At 38.7% G+C, this 18617-nt stretch carries 19 protein-coding genes and 1 tRNA gene; 7 read left to right on the forward strand and 13 right to left on the reverse strand.

All coding sequences use genetic code 11. The features are described from left to right. Positions 1–170 precede the first annotated feature (170 nt). Both FAZ25_RS02640 and FAZ25_RS02645 read left to right on the forward strand, forming a co-directional pair. Positions 171–431 carry a transposase gene (locus FAZ25_RS02640; protein WP_050884923.1) on the forward strand — a complete coding sequence of 87 codons (261 nt, stop codon included), beginning with the start codon at positions 171–173 and terminating at the stop codon, positions 429–431. An 8-nt stretch (positions 432–439) separates the two neighbouring features. Then, positions 440–1243, forward strand: a complete 804-nt coding sequence (locus FAZ25_RS02645) for an IS3 family transposase (RefSeq protein ID WP_157798163.1) — start codon at positions 440–442, stop codon at positions 1241–1243. Between the two features lie 136 nt (positions 1244–1379). Here the strand turns inward: FAZ25_RS02645 and arsC are convergent, their stop codons facing one another. From arsC to FAZ25_RS02675, 6 genes are all read right to left on the reverse strand, one after another. Beyond that, positions 1380–1793 carry an arsenate reductase (thioredoxin) gene (gene arsC, locus FAZ25_RS02650; protein WP_004908253.1) on the reverse strand — a complete coding sequence of 138 codons (414 nt, stop codon included), beginning with the start codon at positions 1791–1793 and terminating at the stop codon, positions 1380–1382. Between the two features lie 740 nt (positions 1794–2533). Further along, positions 2534–3496, reverse strand: a complete 963-nt coding sequence (locus FAZ25_RS02655) for a cation:proton antiporter (protein WP_004908255.1) — start codon at positions 3494–3496, stop codon at positions 2534–2536. 370 nt (positions 3497–3866) lie between these two features. After that, positions 3867–4049: a hypothetical protein gene (locus tag FAZ25_RS09610; RefSeq protein WP_004908259.1), complete on the reverse strand. Its 183-nt coding sequence runs from the start codon at positions 4047–4049 to the stop codon at positions 3867–3869. A gap of 294 nt (positions 4050–4343) precedes the next feature. Continuing rightward, a tRNA-Ser gene (locus tag FAZ25_RS02665) sits at positions 4344–4431 on the reverse strand. 53 nt (positions 4432–4484) lie between these two features. Beyond that, positions 4485–6311: a DNA helicase RecQ gene (recQ, locus tag FAZ25_RS02670; protein WP_100665113.1), complete on the reverse strand. Its 1827-nt coding sequence runs from the start codon at positions 6309–6311 to the stop codon at positions 4485–4487. 19 nt (positions 6312–6330) lie between these two features. Next, positions 6331–6987 carry a histidine phosphatase family protein gene (locus tag FAZ25_RS02675; RefSeq protein WP_099044819.1) on the reverse strand — a complete coding sequence of 219 codons (657 nt, stop codon included), beginning with the start codon at positions 6985–6987 and terminating at the stop codon, positions 6331–6333. Positions 6988–7162: 175 nt separating this feature from the next. On the opposite strand from FAZ25_RS02675, the gene FAZ25_RS02680 reads away from it, so the two are divergent. The 3 genes from FAZ25_RS02680 (at position 7163) to FAZ25_RS02690 (ending at position 8558) form a co-directional block, all read left to right on the forward strand. Beyond that, complete coding sequence (locus tag FAZ25_RS02680) at positions 7163–7363, forward strand: helix-turn-helix transcriptional regulator (protein ID WP_004902421.1); 201 nt, start codon at positions 7163–7165, stop codon at positions 7361–7363. A 16-nt stretch (positions 7364–7379) separates the two neighbouring features. Next, positions 7380–7856 carry a hypothetical protein gene (locus FAZ25_RS02685; RefSeq protein ID WP_100665112.1) on the forward strand — a complete coding sequence of 159 codons (477 nt, stop codon included), beginning with the start codon at positions 7380–7382 and terminating at the stop codon, positions 7854–7856. A gap of 66 nt (positions 7857–7922) precedes the next feature. Then, positions 7923–8558, forward strand: a complete 636-nt coding sequence (locus FAZ25_RS02690; RefSeq protein ID WP_040189696.1) for an SAP domain-containing protein — start codon at positions 7923–7925, stop codon at positions 8556–8558. Positions 8559–8704: 146 nt separating this feature from the next. Here FAZ25_RS02690 and FAZ25_RS02695 read toward each other — a convergent pair whose 3' ends face one another. After that, positions 8705–9169 carry a Tellurite resistance protein gene (locus FAZ25_RS02695; protein ID WP_100665111.1) on the reverse strand — a complete coding sequence of 155 codons (465 nt, stop codon included), beginning with the start codon at positions 9167–9169 and terminating at the stop codon, positions 8705–8707. A 46-nt stretch (positions 9170–9215) separates the two neighbouring features. Then, the gene (locus tag FAZ25_RS02700; RefSeq protein WP_004905084.1) at positions 9216–10040 is read right to left on the reverse strand and encodes a LysR family transcriptional regulator; all 825 of its coding nucleotides are present in this window, start codon (positions 10038–10040) and stop codon (positions 9216–9218) included. A 127-nt stretch (positions 10041–10167) separates the two neighbouring features. Here FAZ25_RS02700 and FAZ25_RS02705 point away from each other — a divergent pair, with 127 nt between their 5' ends. Beyond that, complete coding sequence (locus tag FAZ25_RS02705; protein WP_004905085.1) at positions 10168–11160, forward strand: YeiH family protein; 993 nt, start codon at positions 10168–10170, stop codon at positions 11158–11160. A gap of 156 nt (positions 11161–11316) precedes the next feature. On the opposite strand, the gene FAZ25_RS02710 is transcribed toward FAZ25_RS02705, so the two are convergent. The 5 genes from FAZ25_RS02710 to FAZ25_RS02730 form a co-directional block, all read right to left on the reverse strand. After that, on the reverse strand, positions 11317–12672 hold the full coding sequence (locus FAZ25_RS02710) for a Na+/H+ antiporter NhaC family protein (RefSeq protein ID WP_100665110.1): 1356 nt from the start codon (positions 12670–12672) through the stop codon (positions 11317–11319). Positions 12673–12961: 289 nt separating this feature from the next. Beyond that, positions 12962–14161: an MFS transporter gene (locus tag FAZ25_RS02715; RefSeq protein ID WP_100666234.1), complete on the reverse strand. Its 1200-nt coding sequence runs from the start codon at positions 14159–14161 to the stop codon at positions 12962–12964. A 79-nt stretch (positions 14162–14240) separates the two neighbouring features. Then, positions 14241–15239 (reverse strand): LacI family DNA-binding transcriptional regulator, encoded by a 999-nt coding sequence (locus tag FAZ25_RS02720; RefSeq protein ID WP_100665109.1) that lies wholly within the window; start codon positions 15237–15239, stop codon positions 14241–14243. Positions 15240–15258: 19 nt separating this feature from the next. Then, complete coding sequence (locus tag FAZ25_RS02725; RefSeq protein WP_036058438.1) at positions 15259–16035, reverse strand: alpha/beta hydrolase; 777 nt, start codon at positions 16033–16035, stop codon at positions 15259–15261. Positions 16036–16037: 2 nt separating this feature from the next. Continuing rightward, a complete protein-coding gene (locus FAZ25_RS02730) occupies positions 16038–17399 on the reverse strand; it encodes a glycoside-pentoside-hexuronide (GPH):cation symporter (protein WP_004905090.1) in 1362 nt (453 codons plus the stop codon). 252 nt (positions 17400–17651) lie between these two features. On the opposite strand from FAZ25_RS02730, the gene FAZ25_RS02735 reads away from it, so the two are divergent. Then, entirely contained in the window at positions 17652–18614 is a 963-nt protein-coding gene (locus FAZ25_RS02735; protein ID WP_048801863.1) for a prolyl oligopeptidase family serine peptidase, read from the forward strand. The last annotated feature ends 3 nt before the right edge of the window (positions 18615–18617 follow it).

The following is an 18617-nucleotide window of genomic DNA, read 5'->3' on the forward strand; positions in this document are numbered from 1 at the left end:
TACCACCTACTTTTTTCGTTTGTATTGGACAACGATTAATAGCTTACACTGTTTTGGCGTCAGCCTAAAAAATCGTTACTATTTTGTTATTGCTTTGAGACACTGCTCTTATACTAAAAAAATGGACTACTTTTATTCAGTCCGTAAAATGAAAGTATAGGAGTATTTTTATGTCAATTCGTTATTCACAAGATTTTAAAGATTCACTGGTTAAACTTCACCAAGAAGGACGTTCACTTAAGTCATTAGCAGAGGAATTTGGACCTTCAAAAGATTCTATTGCTATTTGGGTCAAGCAAGCTACCCCAGTCATGATTCAGGGTCAGTCAAAGACGTTAAAGGATGTCAAGCAATTAGAAAAGCGTCTCGCTATTTTGGAGGAAGAAAACGAAATTTTAAAGCGAGCGGCCATCTTACTAGCCAAAAAATAGTCCGTAATGTGGGATTGCCGCTCGTTAACCAATTTTTAGCACAAGGCTACGCGCTTGTGCGTATTTTAAGTGCACTTAAAATCAAACCTAGTACCTATTACAACTGGCGCCATTGGCAGCCCAGTCGACAAGAAAAGCGTAGAGAATCTCTAAAACCTTATATTTTAGACGTTTGGAAAACCTTTAAATTTTATGGTTATCGCCGTATTGCTGCTTATAGTCAACAAACCGACGGGCCGAAAGTATCTGAGTATATGACACTCAAATTGATGCGTGAATTAGGGATTAAATCCCGCATGCAAAAACGTTATCGCAAGCCAAAAACTGTGGTGACTGTTGATCAAAAGCCCAATTTGATTAGACACTTGCATGATTTGAGCGGTGTTTGGCAAACAGATATCACTTATATTCAGTTGACTAACCACAGATGGGTCTATTTAGCGACCGTTTTGGATCCTGAGAAGAGAAAAGTATTGGGCTATAAAATTGGCGATACAATGACAGCCGAGCTAGCCACAAGTGCCTTACAGATGGCTTTAGATAAGCATCGAAAGCCATTAATTATTCATTCAGATATGGGGTCGCAATACACGAGTGCTGAATTTAATATTAAATGTCAAAATTATGGCTTGAAACATTCATATTCACTCAAAGGACATCCATACGATAATGGCCGTATGGAAGCATTTCATTCAATATTGAAACGTGAAGAGGTGTATTTGAAGGCATACGAAACATTAACGCAAGTCCAAGCAGCCATTGGTTGGTATATCAATTTTTATAATCGCAATCGTATCTCAAATGTTGCCTAAGTAACTGAATAAAAATAGTCCAATTTATTGACTTCTGAGCAGTAATTGATAACGGCTAATTTATTGATTAGTTTTTCTGTAAACATTTTTTAAAACCAAAAGACAAGCCATAATGTAATGTGCGCTCGTCTACTGTTTATCCAACAAGATTCATCTTTAATTGCTGTACCAATATCCTAACTTCATCACGTGTCTTTCTAAACTGATTTTGAATAACCTCTTCTGTTCCTGTGGTGCTAGCCGGGTCAGTTAACGGCCAATGCAACCTTTTAATATTGGCTGGAGTAACAGGGCATTTATCATTGGCATCTCCACACAACGTAATAATATAGTCACAGTTAAATAAAAAATCGTTATCAATTAAATCGGACGTATGATTAGATATATCAACTCCCACTTCTGCCATAACACTTACAGCTCTTTGATTTAATCCATGTTGTTCAATACCTGCACTCTTAATTATCCAGTTCTTAGGCATAATATCTTTCGCAAACCCTTCTGCTATCTGACTACGGCAGGAATTTCCTGTACACAAAAAGTAAATTTTCATTAATCTATTCCTTTAAATTTATAAAATACTGTTGTACAACTAATTATACCTGATACTAAATAAATCCATATTAATAAACCTATTTTGGGTTAATAACTTAAAACTTATAAAGTGTAGCCCCAACCAGCGGGTTCCTATTTACGTCTTTTGTAATGTACATATAGCATGTCTTACAACAAAACATGCTAATAACCATAAATGTTTGTGCTACCCCTAAACGCCTATTTTTAGTTAGAAATGCCTTTATATCAGCATTCTATATGAAAAAATCACCTTTAAAAAATTTTTGATTTCTGCATTCGTAAGATTTCAGGACGCCACCTTGTGACGCTCCCCTCCAACAACCCAACCCCGGGTTTTTTTATAAAAACCAATATTAAGGGCATATGTACCTGATTTTTTAGTAATATGTCATACTTTTTTAGTGAACTGGTCAACTAATTGAACATACCTATAAATCCTAACGGCATTGGTAATTGCTTTATGTGAACCAAAAATTTCTACATTTTCACGAATCACTTATTGAATTTCAAATTATTTTTTTGTTTAGTTCTTTGAATTTGATAACAATCAATCTTCTTCCAATCATTCATCACGTTTCTTTATTACAAACAAAAAGCACTGCTTTTACTGCAATGCAGAATATCTTAAATGATTAAAACTCAAAGTTATGTGTTAGAGTCTTTAAAATGATGATGCCATTCAATTAATTTTACTCTTGGTCCTTGTAAATTAGTATATCAGACCTTTTTAAATAATGGTTTCATAATTATGGGTGCTAGTATCGTTGAAACAATTACGGCAACAACAAATTCTGCTGACGTATCATCATTAATAATCTGTGATGATATACCTATTTGAATAATTACAAGAGCCATCTCACCTCTAGAAATCATCCCCGCTCCTATTGCGTTTGCAACATTAACATTTAAACCTGAAAGTCTTGCTCCCCATAAAGACCCGATAAATTTGGTTGTAACAGCCAACACACTAAATATTATAATAGCTGTTAGCTTGTTCCCTAGTCCTTGAATCGCAACTTCAAGACCAATAGATCCAAAGAATACTGGATAGAAAAACCAATTACCAATTTTTGTACTTAAAGCACCTACCTTATCAGAAAAATTAAATTTTCTCAATACTATTCCTAAGGCAAAAGCAAATAAGGGCAATAGACTATTTATCCCTAATGCGCCTCCGCCTACAAAAACAGAGAATAACGTCACAGCAACCAAAGCAATTATATCATCCAACACAGCTGCTGAAAGTATAATTGCCCCCATTGAAGTCGCTAATTTCTTTTGTTCGGCTAGTACAGCTAATGTGATTGAAATAGACGTTGCAGAGAAAACAACCCCCGCAAATATAGCAGTTTGCATATTATATCCAAGCAATAGAAATGCAATCGGGAAAGCAATTACTGGTAATAGCACTCCCATGATTGCAATAAGCGAAGAGGCCTTAATATATTTTTTCATTTCTTTTACATCAGACTCTAGACCCGAATTTAACATTAACAAAAAAATACCTGTCTCAGCAAACAAGTGAATTAAATAGCCTGGTTCTACTACATTCAACAAACTAGTTCCTAAAATGATACCTGACAATAGTTGTCCAACAACTTCAGACAACCCAAACCAAGTGCCTATTTTCCCAAGTACAACAGTAACTATAACTAGCAAAAAAATTAATAGATATTCCATTATTTCTCCTAACATTTAAAAAGCCCCAAAAACAGCTAGTTCCCCGACTAACCATTCTTGAAGCTTACGCCCAACCGTTCAAATTTAATTACGTTTACTATAACATAATTTTGATGTTCAAATCAAATTTGATCATCTAGTTACATTTTTTTATTCCTGCAATTAATTTTTGTGATGTTCTAGCACAACTGAATTCATACTACTTTATCGGCTCACTCATTATACAATCTTGCCCGTGGTCGCTCTATCTTGCTGACTATGGCATTTAATTCGTTATTTAATGCCACAATATAGCTAGTTGGTGCTACTACATTATAGACTCTCCAAATGGTCTTTTTCGCGGTCTTTAAGCCTGTAAATCTCTTTTAACTCAGGTGTTAGCTTTGAGACTAAACACATCTAAGGCGCGCTTAATTTCACGTATAAACGGCTCGTTGTAACGTCTATATTGATTAGCACTATCTGGGTACTCATCCATAAAGTCCACTTGTACATCTATGCTCCCTGTAAAGTATTCACTTAGTATTTTACGATTAGTCCACTGGTTTGTCATAGTTACCTCTTTAATGAGCTGGTATTCTATGAATATTATACTGTATATATACAATTTAAATTAGTATATATGCTGATTATGTACCACATTCTGATGATTTACTAAATGTTTCCCACTTTTGTAAATAAAAAACGGCTTAAATGCCGTTACACTGCTTACTTGCTTATTTAAAATGTTTCCCAAAAAGTTTCCCATTTTGTGTGAAATGCTATGAAATACAGTGCAACGTTTTTCATAAGAAAAGGCGCTGCATCAAGGTTTTTGCAACCTTATGCAACGCCATGAAATGCTAAATGGAGAAGAAGGGATTCGAACCCTCGCACGCTTTAACACGTCTACACCCTTAGCAAGGGCGCCTCTTCAGCCGCTTGAGTACTTCTCCATAACAGATACTACTATACCAGATAAAATCATTAGTAGCAAGTGTTTTCATAATCAAACATTTCCATCACTCGCTAGTACGCCAGCAAAATCCTCATGGTAAATAGCATACTTTTTTTCACCAACACCAGAAATAGACAAAAATTCTTCATCTGTTTTTGGCCTTAAAATGGCCATATTCATCAATGTTTTATCCGAGAATATCAAAAAAGGCGGTAAGCCTGCCGCTCGTGCTAACTCTAAGCGCTTGGCCTTTAGCTTAGCGAACAATTGATTATCAGCATCTGACATTTTCAAACCGGTAGCTGCTGATGTCGCTTGTCGTTGTGCAATAACTTGGCGATTGACACGTTTTTCGACCACAAGTTCACCTTTAAGCACACGAACACCCATAGCCGTTAATTTCAGGACTGGATACTCACCACCTTCAATTTTCAGGTAGCCATCAGCGGTTAAATAGTCGATAAACCGACTGATATCTTTAATTGTGCGTTCTTTCATGAGACCATATGTGGGTAAGGTGGTTAAATAATCATACTTTTTCACAGCTGCATCATGGGATCCCTTTAGCACCTTGGCAACCATCGTTTTACCAAAACTTTGATTCATTCGCACAACATTGGCCAAAACACGCTGTGAATCAGTCGTTACATCAACGATGTCACGAGAATCTAAACAATTAGAGCATTGCCCACAATCTTTGGCAACTACTTCACCAAAATATGCTAATAGATAACGCGGTAAACATGTTCCGGTATTAGCAAAAGCATTCATTTCACGAATTTTGTTATATTCGTTTTGTTTATACGCCTCAGTCCCTTCAGATTTTTGGACGAAGAACTCTTGCAAATGTATGTCTTGTGGCGCATATAGCAGTAAGGCTTCCGACGGTAAACCATCGCGCCCAGCACGTCCTATTTCCTGATAATAGGCTTCAATATTACCAGGCACAGCATAGTGAATCACAAACCGAACATCTGGTTTATTAATGCCCATGCCAAAGGCATTTGTTGCAATCATAACTTCTACTTCATCATATAAAAAGGCTTCTTGCATGGCTTGCCTTTCTTTTTCAGGCAAACCCGCATGATAACGTCCAACTTTCATTCCCTGTTTATTCAGAGACGTATATAACTCATCCACTTGCTTACGCGTAGCAGCATAAATAATACCACTTTTACCCTGATTTGCTCTTAAATAGTCTTGTACATACTGTCGCTTATCCACTTGGTGCGCAATCTTAAGTGCTAAATTGTCGCGAGCGAACCCTGTCAGTACAGTATCCTCATCCGCTACGCCCAGTAATTGCTGCAAATTCTGACGTACACGCTCCGTGGCTGTTGCTGTTAAACCAAGAACTGCTGGTTGCCCTGAAATTTGTGACAGTAATGGCAGTATGTTCAAATAGCTCGGCCGAAAATCATGTCCCCACTGTGACATAACATGGGCTTCATCAATGGCTATCAATTCAATGGGTAATTGCTGGATAAACCCAAAAAAGCTCGGGATTTCCAAGCGTTCTGGTGACACATACAACATTTTATAAAGACCAGCACGAATATCTGACATACGCTGCGCTTGCTCTGAACCAGGTAACGTGGAATTTAAAAATGTTGCGTCTATTCCCATCGCATTCAAACCGTCAACTTGATCTTTCATTAATGAAATCAACGGCGAAATTACTAAAGTAATACCTTCAAACATCAACGCTGGTAATTGGTAGGTAATTGATTTTCCCCCACCCGTTGGCATAATTGCTAATGCATGCTTGTGTGCCAGCACTTTTTCTATAATATCTAATTGTCCTGTACGAAAATCATCGTACCCAAATACTTCTTTTAAAATTTCACGCGGTTTTTGCATAATTCCATTATAAGCCATTGGCTTACCTCATGCTTACTTAAAACACTGTCGTGACATCATTAAAATTAGAGACATGTAATTGACCATGTTCATCTAAATCAAACACAGCTACTGCACCATTTTTAGGGCGTGAGGCCGTCTGTAGTTTGCCATAATGTTGCGCAAGATTGCCAATTAATTGACCATGTGTGACCAACAACAGATTAGCATTGGCAGGATAATGTTGCTGCAGCGTAGCTAGTGATTGATCGATGCGCCGCCAAAAAGCTGCGGCATTTTCACCTAAATGTTGTGGGTCCAACTGATAGATTGTATCCATGATAGTTGTCATATCGACATGTTGACCAATTTCGCTTGGATTGTCAGTTGGTAAGCCTAACGCGTCACCAACCGCACCCCACATCTCATGATTGCCGCCGCCTTCAAAGCTACCAAAGAAATATTCACGCCAATCTGCTGTAACCTTTAATTCAGGCGTATCGAATTGATTTTCAGCTAAAATAAATTCCGCCGTATGCATAGCTCGAGAAGTATCTGACGACAATGCCGCATCAAAACGCACGTTTTGTAAACGTTCTCCTGCAGCCTTACCATCATGCTCGCCTTGTGCCGTCAAGGGTGTGTCAGCCCATCCTTGAACCTTGTCTAATTGATTAAAAATTGTCTGCCCATGTCGCACCGTATATAGTTTCATTATGACACCTCCTGTTAAATGACGATTATGATTTATTCTTTAATTCTACGCGTTTTTTTATTATTGTGCGCTTAAATAATACTACTCATGACTATAATCGTTATAAACGTATTGTTGACTTCTCATTTATGATAGTATAAAAGAGAAGTTAATTACACATTTAGAGGTCATTGTTTTGGAAATAGTTAATCATGTTCAGCATTATCGTAAGCAAGCTAACCTAACACAAGAAAAATTAGCGCAATTAGCCCATGTTTCTCGAAAAACGATTAACTCTTTAGAACATGGGCATTACACACCATCGTTGTTATTGGCTTTGCAGATATCAAAAATACTTAACTTAGATATCAATGTTATCTTCAGTATAAAGGAATAAAAAGGTGCTATTCGTCATGAAAAAAATTATTTTTGAGCAAGTTGTTAATATGATTCTCGCAACACTATTAGCTTGTGCCACTGCAACCACAGTATTACATTCTACAATTGATACATCCACCACTAACTATTTTGTCGAGATTAAGTTCAACAGATTATGGTTACTGTTCATATTGATGTCTATTATTTTTTCTATTCTCCGCTACGTTTACGGCAAAGTTTTTGGTCAACATGATGGTTATGATACTAAAGCAGCAGAATTCAGTTGCCAAGATGAACGTGAACAACTCATTTCACAACATGCTACTAAAATTACTTACCGCTTTATGACGAATATCTTGGCTGCATCTTTGGCCATTTTATTATTCTCCAATTTACTTGCTAATTCTATTATGATGTTACGCTTAATCCCGATTATTTTAATTGCGGTATGCTTTAATCTGATGTTACTTATTTATCTAATCGCTTGGATCTTTTACGACCATAATATTTAACCACAATAATTACTGATAATAAAACAGCGTTAGCGCGTTATTTTTAACATCGATTGGCGGTTTGAAATGCATCAACAACTTACTTTAGCGCAATTTAATGCGCATTACTTCTATAAAACAGAATTAGTATCGCTGTGCAAACAGTATGGTTTACCTGCATACGGCACCAAGGCTGAACTCAATCAATATATCCGTTTATATCTATCTGGTGAACCAATCACTCACATTAAATCTACTCGCAAAAGACCACCTCACAAAAAATTAGCGACAGGACAGTTATCACTTAAAACCAAAATTGTTGGCTCTGGTTTTAAGTTTAACAATGAAGCGCGCGAATTTTTTGCCAATTACTTTGGTGTGGCTCACTTTTCCTTCAAGAAAGAAATGGCGATTATCAAGCGACGTGCCGAGACAACACATGATAATCAATTAACTGTTGGCGACTTGCTGAAACTATATACAGATATGGTTGCGCAAAATACACAGAATCAGGTGCGTCGCCAAACACACGAAGAGTCCACCTATCAATGGAATAATTTTGTTAGAGATTTCTATGCTAGTCGTGTATCAGCACAATATACCAATAAGTTAAAAGTGGCAGCTATTTTGTGGCATCATGTTAAAAACACACCACAATCCAAAATCTATCACGACAACTTGGTTAGTAAATATGCAGAAGAAATTAATTATTTTAAGAAGTGAACTAATCACTTGTGCAAAACCTATTTCTTCTTATTAACCATGCTTAGATAATTAACTTTGCAAATTAACAATATTCATAGTATCGAAAAAACACTTTCACTGAATAAGAAAGTGTTTTTTCTGCATTGTACTACTGTAAGATATATTTACCGCTTGAAAGGGTTCAATTGGAAACGCCATGTGGTTTTTCGGCGTAATAAAAAATGACTGACAGCAACTATGCCAGCAAGTGCAATTAATATATATAACTGCAGCCATTGAAATCCTGAAAATTGGCCTCTTAAAATGTAGACACTTTGCATCATGAGGTACAAAATACTAAACCACCCAAAATAAGCAGCTAGAATATTGCCACCAATTCGCGTGATTTTATCAAACCAGTTTTCGGGTTGACCAGCAAAAAATTTCATATGTAACCAATCTAAAAATAGCATAATAAAAATAAAGCTCAAAAGATCCATGCCCACTAATTTAAGAATTGTCAAATAATCTCGTGTCACATTAAAATGTTGCTGATGGACTATGTTTAAAACATAAGCAGTTAATATATCTGAGCCCAAAATAAAAAGTAGCCAACTCAAAGGTTTGGCGCGAACCATATCACGAATCATCTTATTCTCCATTATTGCTGATTTGACACAGCATGACTATAATCAACTAATCCCGCAACTGCCGTGCTGTTTCAACAACCTGATTATACCACTTCATATATTCCGCACGATTTTCATGTGATAAGCGAATCATATAAAACGAGCGGTTAAATGTCTCCGGTAAAACTTGATAAGGAATATCTGGTGTCAGACTCTGGATGCTCACAATCGATTTGCCAACATTTTGCGCTAACATTCTGACAATAACATCGTTATTAGAAATTGTCATGGCGTGCTGTGGCACAATGTTATTTTGTTTAAAATATTGCTGTGTGTAATGATACACACCCGAGCCTTTTTCACGCACAAGCCAACGTTGATCTGTTAGATTACCAGCTAATACCAATTGATCGACAGCTACCTCATCACGCAAAATGTAATCATGGGTAATGGGTTTTTCAATCATACCAAAATCAAAACGATGATTTAAAACGCCGGCCAGAATTTCTTCTGAATTATGCATTTCAATCGTCACATCAACACTATCAAGCTGCTCAGAACGCATCTGTGCAAACAATTTTGGTAAAAGAACTGTCGCTGATGTTTGCGATACACCAATACTAATATTCAGTCTTTCATCGCGTCCAACACTATCTGTCACCGTTTGCCATTCATCAAGTAAATGTCGCGCCTTTTGGTAGAGTAACCGACCATTTTGCGTTGGTGTAAATTCTGTCCGACCGTTACGATGAAACAGTTGAGCTCCTAATTCTTTTTCTAATTGTTGAATATGCACACTAACAGTTGGTTGAGAAATAAAACGTTGCGCTGCTGCTTTTGAAAAAGAACGCGTCTCATAAACTGCCACAAAAGTTTGAAGTAATTTAAACATGTTCTCACCTATTACATTTATTAATTAAACACATTATAAATATTTATTTTACAAATAGCAAATAGCGCGGTAGCATTAATCATATTAAAAGTTGTTGTGCTTGGCACACACATCGGAGGGAAGAGTCATGAGAATTAAATCTAACATGATATCGGGTATCATTATGACACTCATATTATCTGTGATCTCAAAATTTTTAGCACAATGGTTGCCCTTTTTAGGCGCCGAAGGTATCGCAATGTTACTAGGCATTGTCTTAGGTAATACACTGTTAAAACAAGCCGGTTTCGCCCCAGGTATGAAGTGGGCCGAAAAATACCCCATTGAAATCGGTATCGCCCTCATGGGCCTCACTGTGACACTGCGTACTATTGAGCAGCTCAAGCTACATGGTATTTTATTTATTCTGCTACAAATGTCACTGACAATTTTAATCGTTTTGTGGCTAGGTGGTCGATTATTCAAAGTCTCACCTAAAGCTGCCATGCTTATGGGCGCTGGTAATGCCGTCTGTGGCTCCAGTGCCATTGCTTCGGTAGCCCCAGCGATTGGCGCAACCGACGATCAACGTCGTACAACAGTTGCCACTGTCAGCATTACCGGTGTTGTGCTCTTGTTGCTACTACCGGCAGTTGGTCCCTATCTTGTTGGCCAGCACAACATTCTGCTTGGTGCATTAGTTGGTGGTGTCGTGCAGTCTGTTGGTCAAGTTGTTGGTACAGCCGCATTGATCAATCCAACTGTTGTGACCTATGCCACGCTATTTAAGATGCTACGCGTTATTTTGCTCACGATTGTCGTCATCGTTTTCTCAAAAATGGCACAAAAGCAACAAACTGATACCACTGTTGTTGCACCGAAAGGGATTAAAATCCCCTGGTTTATCATTGCCTTTGTCGTTCTTTTACTGGCTAACAGCTTTATGATGCTCCCCCATGTTTTGACAACTGGTGCGAAAAGCATTTCTGGTTTCTTTGGTATTGTGAACCTAGCTGGTATTGGATTGAACTTGAAAATTAATACTATCAAAAAAGCCGGTGGTAAATTCTTGACTTATGGTTTGGTCACTGGTCTAGTCCAAGTGATTTTAGCAGTGATTTTAATTCGTATCTTATTTTAATGAAGTAACTGTATTCATGCCCTAGCAAAAGCCCACCTGATTTAGAGTAATCCAAATGAGGTGGGCTTTTTGTATGCCATTTGATTGCCGTCGTGACACCAACGTGACTGCCTGATTTTTTTAGTATGCTGCAGTCATTTCACTTGCTGTTACAACTTACAATTCACGTTGTTTTAAGCCGATACCTGTTATTGCTGACAAAATAGACATAATAGGTGAGAGTAAAGCAAAGAGTGTGTATGGGGCAAACTGTACAACAGGTACACCTAGCGTTTGTGCGGCGAAAGCACCTGCTACACCCCATGGCACAAGATAATTCATTACCGTGCCTGAATCTTCAATTGTGCGACCCAAAGCCAATGGTGAAAGTTTAACTGTTTTGAAACTCTCTTTAAACAATTGTCCTGGCAAAATAGTTGACAAGTATTGTTCTCCGACTAAGAAATTGGCGCTAATGCCTGTTAATAGTGTCGCTAACACAATGGCACGTTGACTACGTAAATGTGCCACAATCGGTGCCATGACAGTATTTAATATACCAAGTCCACTCAGTAAACCACCCAACGCTAAGGCCAGCATAATCATCATAATCGTGTCCATCATGGCAGACATACCGCCGCGATTGAGTAATGCCATAAGTGTTGGGTTATGACTAGTTGTTTTGAATCCTTTTACTAATAAATTAGCCCATACCGTAATACTATGCTGCGTCAGGAAAGCCGCACTTGAAACGATGATATTTAACATCAATGCTGGTATAGCGGGAATTTTGAACCACGCTGTGATAACTAGTAAGCCAAGTGGTACGACAGCCCACAAAGTCGGTTGCAGTAACGGTAATAATGCTGCAATTTTTTGTGTCGCATGGGCTGTTGTGTGATGTCCAAAACTCAGTACAACACTCACCAAAAATGTGAGTCCCCAAGCAGGTACTGTTGTCCACATCAAATTCTTGATATGCGCAAATAAATCCGTCTCAGAAATAGCACTAGCTAAATTTGTTGAATCCGATAGTGGCGAGCTCTTATCACCAAAGATAGCACCTGATAAGACAATGCCCGCAACTAGCGCCGGATTCATCCCCATCAATGTGCCAACACCCATGAGTGATACGCCAACTGTTGATAACGTTGTAAAAGCACTACCAATCAAAGCACCAACAATTGACGTGGTCAGAAACGCCGTGGGTAAAAAGAAAGTTGGTGTTAATAACTTAAAGCCTACCCAAATCATAGTTGGAATTACACCTGTAGCCAACCACAATGCGATCAAGGCACCAATCAGTAAAAATAGAAAAAGTGGTGTTAAACCTGATTCAATGCCTTTAATTAATGCCTGTTGACTATCACGCCATGACACCCCCTGTGTTCTAGCAACAATCATAATCATGCCAACAACCACTAATATCGGCGCTATTGGCATGAGGCCAAAGCCAATTACACCCGTGGCTAAAATCACTACCGTCGCCAACAACAATATAACAGACAATTTTGTTCCTAACTTATTTGTCATTATTTTCTCCTGTCGTCACCAGTTACCTGATGTTTTTTATAATAAAAAAAGTCCCCGCTGTCATAATGACAGAAGGGACGAATCGACAATTAAAAAATCCGTGGTACCACCCAGCTTACGCGTTAAAAAACGCATCACTTTGGCATTTGATAACATGGTGCTGCCACGCTTAAATCGATAGCTGTATTTCGGATGATAACACCTGTGCAGTTTTCACCAACCACTGCTTCTCTTGACGCCGAATGTTTATCCTACTCAAAAAGTGCTAATTTCAAGTAAGCATAGTGTACTATGTTGCCGAGTGCTTGTCAACCGGTCGCCTAACCATAAACAACAAAAACCCTGTGACAAGCATCATAGCAATAAATACTGACAAAAAGAGACTATTCATCCACCCTTTATCCATCATCAGGCCTGAATATATCGGTCCCACAACACGTCCAAAACTGATCATCATCGTGACAAAACCTTGTGCTTGGCCAGCAACGGCTGGCGGTGTGATTTGCGCTACCCAAGCTGGTACTTGTGGACTTTGCAGCATTTCCCCCACGGTTAGCAATTCAAAAACAATAACCATTTGCCAAAATTCTCGCACAAAAATTAAAAAGAAAAAGCTACTAGCAAAAATAACGCTACCGATAATGACCGACACATGATAAGGGTGTTTATTAGCCCAATTGGAAACAAATTTTTGAAAAATAATAATTGTAACACCATTAATCATCCACAAATCAGCGTAATTACGTGTCGGCATACCAATCATTTTCATATGTGGCGCCATGACCGTTTCCCATAACATATAGGATAAGTAAGTAATAAACAATAACGCACCTATTACTGCTAGTAAGAACGTCACCTTGAACTTTGCTGTTGTTGTGGCCATTTCTGTCACATCAGTCACAACTTTTTTTCTGGCTGATAAATTCACATTGAACTTGGTAATAACAATCACTGCTAATACCGCGTAAATGCTAGCAGATATACTCATTAAAAGACTAAATCCCAAATCAAAGAGATAACCCACCGCCAAAGTGCCGATAACAACCCCGATATTTAATACAATGTATAGGTTATTAAAAACGACGCGTGCCTTATGACCAGGAATAATTGTAGCAAAAGCATTAACCAGTGTTTGTTCAACACCCATACTTAGGTTAGCTAACCATACAAGTATGGCAAAAACTGGCCAGCTATTCCAGAAAATCAGACTTGTCACTGATACCAATGTCACGAGGCTGGTCAGAACCATCGCTTTATACGGGTGCCAGCGATCAAATAGTTTCCCTCCGATAAAGGCCCCAATCATCCCCATCAGAGCACCAATCATCAACACAATCCCGGCCGTCGTAAAACTTTGGTGTAGCGTGCCAGTCATATATAATGTCATCACTGGCCATATCATCGAGTTGCCCGAGCTAGATAGCATTGTCCCAATTAATAACCATTTTTCACTCAAAACACGCGATTTATCTGTTAAATCCGTTTGCATAAATCCTCCAAACCAATACTTCATTTTAGCATGAATCGTTGCTAAAGATGTCATGGTGACCACTAAAAAAACGCCTTTATTAGGCGTTTTTTGTTGTTGTCCCACGATGAAATGTAATTGGAAATGTATATTGGCGTTCTTGCGCTAAATCTGGTTGTTCTATTTTCCGAATTAGGGTATCTACTAATGTTTTTGCTAAATCAGAGATAGGCTGCACAACAGTTGATAGCGTTGGAAAACTTTCTCGTATAAAGTCACTACCGTCATAACCAACAACTTGAACATCTTGCGGCACACGTAAATGCATCATACGTAGCTCTTCTAAAACTAACAATGCTGTCGTATCGTCTGTTGCCATAATACCATCTGGTTTTTGTTTTAAAATTTCTTGGTGAATAAGCATCTTACGGAAATTAACGGTCGCATCGCTGGGCATCATCTGTATGGCTGGTGTCAGTTGGTGCTTTTTAGCAATGTCCATAAAGCCATTTGTCCGATCAACAGTTGGATTTGTATCATGGATTTCGCCAGAAAAGACGAGTAACTTTTTGGCACCACCGGCTAATAATACACGGGCTGCCGTTTGCCCACCTGAAAAATTATCAGAACTAATTGTTGGAATATTAGGTCCAAAATAGCGATCCAAAGACACAAGGGGTAGATTCAATTGTTGATAGTCGTCAATAATCGTATTATGTGAGGCTGTAATCAGCCCGTCAACTTGATTAGATTGCAACATACCAATGTAAGAACGTTCTTTTTGAGGATTGTCAGAGCTGTTAGCAAGAATCACTTTATATTCACGATTAAATAGTTCTGATTCTATTTTCTCAAGCAACTGTGCATTAAATGGATTACGTGTATCTGTTAAAATCACACCAATGAGTTTCGTACGTTTACCCGACAATGAGCGCGCGACTGAATTAGGATGGTAGTTCATTTCTTGCATCGCTGTATAAATACGCGACTCGGTTTTTTCGGAAAAATAACCACGTTTATTTATAACTCGTGACACTGTAGTCAATGATACACCTGCACGTTCTGCGACATCTTTTAATGTATAGCCCAATTTACCCATCCTCGGTTCGATAACGTCTTTATTTATATAGTTTATCAAAAAATGCTAACGTTGCGTTAAATAGTGTCTCTCTTGTCTGTACATCTCCCCAACTATGATCCGCATTAGCAACCACTGTCAAGTCTGCAGACTGGCGATAAGTTGTCACGTATTTTTGAGCATACGCCACTGGCGCAATCATATCTGATCCACCATGAATAATTTTAACCGGTCCCTGATAATTAACGGCTGTGTCATAAATTGCCACTGTCTTTAAATCTTCAAAGAAGGCAGCACCCAACTTCATCGAATTAAAATCAAAATAGCCTTGCTCAGAAACACTAGCGATTGACTTACCTTGCAGTGTTTTATGTTCTAGAATTTCGTCTTGAAAAACAGCTGCCGGTGACCACATGCATAGACCGGCAATTTGACTGCCCAATTGTCCAGCAACCATACTTGCAGCAACGCTACCCAGACTCATACCCAGCAACGCCACACGGTTTTCATCAACAAAATCCAGTGTTTTCACAAAGGAAACAAGCTGCGTTCCCTCAAAAATCTCATTGCTAAACGTGAAATCCATAAAGGTGCCATCACTCTCACCATGTGCCGAAAAGTCAAATGCAATCGCTGCAATACCGCTCTTGGCAAGTAATCGACTAATTTGAACAAATGAACAAAAATACTCTGTTCGCACTGCCCCAAAACCATGAAACAGGAGCACGGTTGGTACGGGTGCTGTGATATTATCTGGCACATATGCTGTGCCTCGCAATGTTAGTCCATTGATTGTCGTATTCACGTAGTTAATCATCACTAAATTGCTCCCTCATTCATTTCACTTTCACGTTTAGCCATTAAATCAGCATGCATTTTAGCACTCACTTTATCCAAGCCATAGAACAAAATACTAATGACACAAAGCGCGTCAATCAAAGCTGGTCCATAAATAAAGCAGATATTAATCCCCATGATGCCAGACGCTGTTTGTGTGACATTAGGCACAAAGTGGAAACGTGCCAAAATTTCACTGTTAATCACACCTGCTAAACCAGCACCAATACTGGCACCAATGGCAGAAACTGATGTCAGCAAGCCTTGGGCACGGACACCAAAGCGCCATTCACCATAATCAACAGTTTCTGCTGTCATAACAAACATTAGGCTCTGTGCTGCACCTAACCCGAAGGCAGATACTGCAACACCAAGGATAGCAGAACCTACGCTTGCTGTTTGTGCGGCAACCAGTAGCACCCCTTGCCCTAGAATAGCAACAAGCAAATTAGCGATAACAACGGTTCGCATAGGATACTTTTTAATTAAGAAAGGAATCGTAATCGCACCAACAATCATTGCCAGGGAACTAACTGAGTTGGCAATAGCTGACATGCCTTCATTGTGTAAAACATATTTAAAGAAGTAAACAGTAGATGAATTTTTAACCACGACACCAATAAAAATGATGATATTAGTGATAATGATTGTCCACCATGGACCATTTGGGAGCAGTGCTTTGATACTATCATGCAAAGGAACAGGTTTTTCTTGCTCAGGGGTGATATTTTCACGAACATTAATAAAAGTAAATACTTCCGCGATAACCAAAATTACCGCGAAAAGTCCCATCCCCATAGCAAATCCTTTGGCGTTATTCGTTCCGCCTAGCATTGAAACAAGGGGTAAAATTGCTAAGCCTGAAATTAAACCACCAGCTTGTCCTAGTACATTTCGGAACATATTAGCTGAAGCACGTTCATTCGGATCGGCTGATAAACTTGGTAAAATTGCGTTAATGGCTGTGCCTAAACCAGCAAAGCAGACCGTAAAGACTGCGTATGTAATATAAGCCAATGTCAGTCGCGAGCCTGCCGGGAAAAATGCTATCGAGAACAGCAGAACAGCTGATATGGCATAAGGAACGGCCATCCACAAGAACCATGGTCGGACTTTACCAAACCTTGTTTGTGTCTTGTCCACCAAAATACCAAAGATTGGTCCAGCAAAGGCATCAAAAATACGTACAATTAGGAATAATATACCCGTGGCAGCCAAGCTTAGTCCAGCCACATCAGTATAGTAAAACATCAGGTAATTCGTTGCGGCAACAAACACTAAGTTGTTACCAAAGTCACTGAAACCATACGCGACCTTATTAGCAGTGGTTAACTTGTTTTCCATTTGAGTTTCCTCCTCAACTAAATCAGCGAAAGCGCTTACATTTTTAACCGACTTTATTATATGCTGTGTTTTTCATTGTGTCAAGCGGACGTCACAATAATATCTTCAAAAACTTTTTTTATCCCTTATATCTCTATATTTAAGAATAAAACATTATGCTTTGCGCTTGACATATAAAACAAATATGTTTACTATGAAGGCGTATTAAAAATGCAACATTACCCATACACTTATTAATTGGAGGTTACGCTGTTGTCTAATCCTACACACTACATGACACCATTCTCCCCACAGGATTTTCCAGAGGATACAACACTGGTGCCAAAGACTATCACTTTAAACGGTGATGACACCCCCATCATACCGATGTGCTTTACAAACATCGCATATGATGAAAATCATCCGTCATTATTTATGGATATTTTAGTACCTCCTGTCTACATTCCGGAAACTGGCATTAACGATCAACGGCAGTTTCCACTTATTTTATGGATTCAAGGCTCTGCTTTTGCCACCCAAGAAATTGGTCTTCATCTGCCACATCTTAGTGAATTTGCACAACAAGGTTATGTTGTGGCATCGGTAGCCTATCAAGGTAGCGATAAAGGCGGTGAATTTCCATCAACTATTCGCGATGCTAATGCTGCACTAGATTTTTTGTTATCGCATGCCAAAGACTATCATATTGATACGACTCAGATTATCCTATGGGGTGAATCATCAGGCGCCTATACTGCCATTATGATGGCGTTAACCCAGGATGATGCTTTCTTTTTCCACAATGAAGCTAAAAATCGACAGTTTAAAGGTGTCATTGACTTTTATGGGCCGACTGTATTACAAGATTTAGACCTATCACCTTCCATACAAGAACACCGTTCAGCTAACAGTTGGGTCGGCGCTTACTTTGGTCATGCAGCTATTCAAGCAACGAATCCTATCATGACACAGGCTAATCCACTGACATACATCAATACGGCATGTCCACCATTTTTGATTTTCCACGGTACAATGGACATGATTGTACCCTTTCAGCAAAGCGTCTCGCTCAAAACAGCATTAGATGACGCTACTGTTGACAACACTTTTGTCACAGTTAAAGGCAGTAATCACGGCACCGATGCTTTTTGGTCAACTCAGGCCAAAAAAATTGTTCATGCCTTCTTAGAAAAGCACACAAAAAAAGCAGCGACACAACCGGTAACTACTATCTAAAAC

Source organism: Leuconostoc sp. LN180020, assembly GCF_014844115.1.
Taxonomy (GTDB): Bacteria; Bacillota; Bacilli; order Lactobacillales; family Lactobacillaceae; genus Leuconostoc; species Leuconostoc citreum.

Bases quoted from the DNA above. Each gene is read 5' to 3' on its own strand.
- FAZ25_RS02690 (WP_040189696.1), top strand. From the start codon at position 7,923: ATGCATCAACAACTTACTTTAGCGCAATTTAATGCGCATTACTTCTAT.
- FAZ25_RS02705 (WP_004905085.1), top strand. From the start codon at position 10,168: ATGAGAATTAAATCTAACATGATATCGGGTATCATTATGACACTCATA.
- FAZ25_RS09610 (WP_004908259.1), bottom strand. From the start codon at position 4,049: ATGACAAACCAGTGGACTAATCGTAAAATACTAAGTGAATACTTTACA.
- FAZ25_RS02725 (WP_036058438.1), bottom strand. From the start codon at position 16,035: ATGATTAACTACGTGAATACGACAATCAATGGACTAACATTGCGAGGC.
- FAZ25_RS02700 (WP_004905084.1), bottom strand. From the start codon at position 10,040: ATGTTTAAATTACTTCAAACTTTTGTGGCAGTTTATGAGACGCGTTCT.
- FAZ25_RS02685 (WP_100665112.1), top strand. From the start codon at position 7,380: ATGAAAAAAATTATTTTTGAGCAAGTTGTTAATATGATTCTCGCAACA.
- FAZ25_RS02730 (WP_004905090.1), bottom strand. From the start codon at position 17,399: ATGGAAAACAAGTTAACCACTGCTAATAAGGTCGCGTATGGTTTCAGT.
- FAZ25_RS02655 (WP_004908255.1), bottom strand. From the start codon at position 3,496: ATGGAATATCTATTAATTTTTTTGCTAGTTATAGTTACTGTTGTACTT.
- FAZ25_RS02695 (WP_100665111.1), bottom strand. From the start codon at position 9,169: ATGATTCGTGATATGGTTCGCGCCAAACCTTTGAGTTGGCTACTTTTT.
- FAZ25_RS02675 (WP_099044819.1), bottom strand. From the start codon at position 6,987: ATGAAACTATATACGGTGCGACATGGGCAGACAATTTTTAATCAATTA.
- FAZ25_RS02720 (WP_100665109.1), bottom strand. From the start codon at position 15,239: ATGGGTAAATTGGGCTATACATTAAAAGATGTCGCAGAACGTGCAGGT.
- FAZ25_RS02715 (WP_100666234.1), bottom strand. From the start codon at position 14,161: ATGCAAACGGATTTAACAGATAAATCGCGTGTTTTGAGTGAAAAATGG.
- FAZ25_RS02640 (WP_050884923.1), top strand. From the start codon at position 171: ATGTCAATTCGTTATTCACAAGATTTTAAAGATTCACTGGTTAAACTT.
- FAZ25_RS02710 (WP_100665110.1), bottom strand. From the start codon at position 12,672: ATGACAAATAAGTTAGGAACAAAATTGTCTGTTATATTGTTGTTGGCG.
- arsC (WP_004908253.1), bottom strand. From the start codon at position 1,793: ATGAAAATTTACTTTTTGTGTACAGGAAATTCCTGCCGTAGTCAGATA.
- recQ (WP_100665113.1), bottom strand. From the start codon at position 6,311: ATGGCTTATAATGGAATTATGCAAAAACCGCGTGAAATTTTAAAAGAA.